21 tRNA genes and 2 rRNA genes are annotated in these 2,462 nt (G+C 49.8%); all 23 read left to right on the plus strand.

Features of this window, described 5'->3' with window-relative positions:
* Positions 1–95: ribosomal RNA gene (locus QQZ16_RS02940) — 23S ribosomal RNA — on the plus strand; the annotation flags it as partial.
* Positions 96–256: 161 nt separating this feature from the next.
* Positions 257–374, plus strand: a 5S ribosomal RNA gene (rrf, locus tag QQZ16_RS02945).
* A 9-nt stretch (positions 375–383) separates the two neighbouring features.
* Positions 384–459: transfer RNA gene (locus QQZ16_RS02950), tRNA-Val, on the plus strand.
* A gap of 22 nt (positions 460–481) precedes the next feature.
* Positions 482–557: transfer RNA gene (locus QQZ16_RS02955), tRNA-Thr, on the plus strand.
* A gap of 8 nt (positions 558–565) precedes the next feature.
* Positions 566–641 (plus strand) — tRNA-Lys (locus QQZ16_RS02960).
* A gap of 24 nt (positions 642–665) precedes the next feature.
* Positions 666–750 (plus strand) — tRNA-Leu (locus QQZ16_RS02965).
* A gap of 16 nt (positions 751–766) precedes the next feature.
* Positions 767–841, plus strand: a tRNA-Gly gene (locus QQZ16_RS02970).
* An 8-nt stretch (positions 842–849) separates the two neighbouring features.
* Positions 850–938 (plus strand) — tRNA-Leu (locus QQZ16_RS02975).
* A 16-nt stretch (positions 939–954) separates the two neighbouring features.
* A tRNA-Arg gene (locus tag QQZ16_RS02980) sits at positions 955–1,031 on the plus strand.
* 8 nt (positions 1,032–1,039) lie between these two features.
* Positions 1,040–1,116: transfer RNA gene (locus QQZ16_RS02985), tRNA-Pro, on the plus strand.
* A gap of 11 nt (positions 1,117–1,127) precedes the next feature.
* A tRNA-Ala gene (locus QQZ16_RS02990) sits at positions 1,128–1,203 on the plus strand.
* A gap of 23 nt (positions 1,204–1,226) precedes the next feature.
* A tRNA-Met gene (locus QQZ16_RS02995) sits at positions 1,227–1,303 on the plus strand.
* Positions 1,304–1,313: 10 nt separating this feature from the next.
* Positions 1,314–1,390: transfer RNA gene (locus QQZ16_RS03000), tRNA-Ile, on the plus strand.
* Positions 1,391–1,399: 9 nt separating this feature from the next.
* Positions 1,400–1,492: transfer RNA gene (locus tag QQZ16_RS03005), tRNA-Ser, on the plus strand.
* Positions 1,493–1,514: 22 nt separating this feature from the next.
* Positions 1,515–1,588, plus strand: a tRNA-Met gene (locus QQZ16_RS03010).
* Positions 1,589–1,591: 3 nt separating this feature from the next.
* A tRNA-Asp gene (locus QQZ16_RS03015) sits at positions 1,592–1,668 on the plus strand.
* An 8-nt stretch (positions 1,669–1,676) separates the two neighbouring features.
* Positions 1,677–1,752: transfer RNA gene (locus QQZ16_RS03020), tRNA-Phe, on the plus strand.
* A gap of 35 nt (positions 1,753–1,787) precedes the next feature.
* A tRNA-His gene (locus QQZ16_RS03025) sits at positions 1,788–1,863 on the plus strand.
* Between the two features lie 17 nt (positions 1,864–1,880).
* Positions 1,881–1,954: transfer RNA gene (locus tag QQZ16_RS03030), tRNA-Gly, on the plus strand.
* 6 nt (positions 1,955–1,960) lie between these two features.
* Positions 1,961–2,037, plus strand: a tRNA-Ile gene (locus tag QQZ16_RS03035).
* 12 nt (positions 2,038–2,049) lie between these two features.
* Positions 2,050–2,124: transfer RNA gene (locus tag QQZ16_RS03040), tRNA-Asn, on the plus strand.
* An 8-nt stretch (positions 2,125–2,132) separates the two neighbouring features.
* Positions 2,133–2,223 (plus strand) — tRNA-Ser (locus QQZ16_RS03045).
* A gap of 5 nt (positions 2,224–2,228) precedes the next feature.
* Positions 2,229–2,300: transfer RNA gene (locus QQZ16_RS03050), tRNA-Glu, on the plus strand.
* The last annotated feature ends 162 nt before the right edge of the window (positions 2,301–2,462 follow it).

A 2,462-nucleotide genomic window follows, 5' to 3' on the forward strand; every position in this document is an offset into this window, starting at 1 on the left:
AAGATCCCTGAAAGATGATCAGGTTGATAGGTCAGAGGTGGAAGCGTGGCGACATGTGGAGCTGACTGATACTAATAGATCGAGGACTTAACTAAAACGAAAAGCGGAAACGCCTGTTTATCGGCGTTGTAGCTGGACAATAATGATTACTCATTTCTTTCTTTACTTCATAATCTAGTTTTCAGGGAATAATTTTCTAAAATTATCCTTGAAAAAATCTCAAAAACATGTATAATAAAATATGTCTTGAGAAAAGTCTGGTGGCGATAGCGAGAAGGTCACACCCGTTCCCATACCGAACACGGAAGTTAAGCTTCTAAAGCGCCGATGGTAGTTGGGGGTTCTCCCCCTGTGAGAGTAGGACGTCGCCAGGCATTATATATGGAGGATTAGCTCAGCTGGGAGAGCATCTGCCTTACAAGCAGAGGGTCGGCGGTTCGATCCCGTCATCCTCCACCATTATTATGGACAGACTATACACGCCGGTTTAGCTCAATTGGTAGAGCAACTGACTTGTAATCAGTAGGTTGGGGGTTCAAGTCCTCTAGCCGGCACCACTTTTTTTGAGCCATTAGCTCAGTCGGTAGAGCATCTGACTTTTAATCAGAGGGTCGGAGGTTCGAATCCTCCATGGCTCACCATATAGTAAATATTGGTTTTATTAAGCGGGTGTGGCGGAATTGGCAGACGCACTAGACTTAGGATCTAGCGCCGCAAGGCGTGGGGGTTCGACTCCCTTCACCCGCACCAATTAATTAAATATTATGCGGAAGTAGTTCAGTGGTAGAACACCACCTTGCCAAGGTGGGGGTCGCGGGTTCGAATCCCGTCTTCCGCTCCAAAAACAATGCCGGGGTGGCGGAACTGGCAGACGCACAGGACTTAAAATCCTGCGGTAGGTGACTACCGTACCGGTTCGATTCCGGTCCTCGGCACCATTGTTTTTAAATTAATGCGCCCGTAGCTCAATTGGATAGAGCGTCTGACTACGGATCAGAAGGTTATGGGTTCGACTCCTTTCGGGCGCGCCATTATATTTCGGGAAGTAGCTCAGCTTGGTAGAGCACTTGGTTTGGGACCAAGGGGTCGCAGGTTCGAATCCTGTCTTCCCGACCAGCGAAACATATGGGGCCTTAGCTCAGCTGGGAGAGCGCCTGCCTTGCACGCAGGAGGTCAGCGGTTCGATCCCGCTAGGCTCCACCAATATTTACATTTATTAATATGATGGCGGCGTAGCTCAGCTGGCTAGAGCGTACGGTTCATACCCGTGAGGTCGGGGGTTCGATCCCCTCTGCCGCTACCATAAAAAATCTGGACCTTTAGCTCAGTTGGTTAGAGCAGACGGCTCATAACCGTCCGGTCGTAGGTTCGAGTCCTACAAGGTCCACCATATCATTGAGGAGGAATACCCAAGTCCGGCTGAAGGGATCGGTCTTGAAAACCGACAGGCGGGTCAAACCGCGCGGGGGTTCGAATCCCCCTTCCTCCTCCATTTGATTTACTTATATTATTGTCGCGGGGTGGAGCAGTCTGGTAGCTCGTCGGGCTCATAACCCGAAGGTCGCAGGTTCAAATCCTGTCCCCGCAATCTGGTCCGGTAGTTCAGTTGGTTAGAATGCCTGCCTGTCACGCAGGAGGTCGCGGGTTCGAGTCCCGTCCGGACCGCCATTTAAGATGGCTCAGTAGCTCAGTCGGTAGAGCAAAGGACTGAAAATCCTTGTGTCGGCGGTTCGATTCCGTCCTGAGCCACCATTTAGTTTTTTCTAAAATGAAGGTATAAAACGATGGCGGCTATGGCGAAGTGGTGAACGCATCGGATTGTGGCTCCGACACTCGTGGGTTCGATTCCCACTAGTCGCCCCATTATAAAAAATTAATATGCGGGTGTAGTTTAATGGTAAAACCTCAGCCTTCCAAGCTGATGTCGTGGGTTCGATTCCCATCACCCGCTCCATATTTAGGGCCTATAGCTCAGCTGGTTAGAGCGCACGCCTGATAAGCGTGAGGTCGATGGTTCGAGTCCATTTAGGCCCACCATAAAATGAATATTCCGCAGTAGCTCAGTGGTAGAGCATTCGGCTGTTAACCGAACGGTCGTAGGTTCGAGTCCTACCTGCGGAGCCATTTTTTTTGGGGAAGTACTCAAGAGGCTGAAGAGGCGCCCCTGCTAAGGGTGTAGGTCGCGTAAGCGGCGCGAGGGTTCAAATCCCTCCTTCTCCGCCATTATTGGCCCGTTGGTCAAGCGGTTAAGACACCGCCCTTTCACGGCGGTAACACGGGTTCGAATCCCGTACGGGTCATAAAAAACTGATAGCATATGCTATCAGTTTTTTTATTATAGAAAAGAAAACCCTGGGCTATGCCTAGGGTTCCAAAAAGCTTACAGCGTGGTATTAAAAAAGCTTCCTCAAGGTGCTAAAATATTTTTGGTTCGCCAACCGAAAATAAATAGCCAGGAGGAA

This window comes from Bacillus sp. T2.9-1 (genome assembly GCF_950097965.1).
GTDB lineage: Bacteria > Bacillota > Bacilli > Bacillales > Cytobacillaceae > Niallia > Niallia hominis.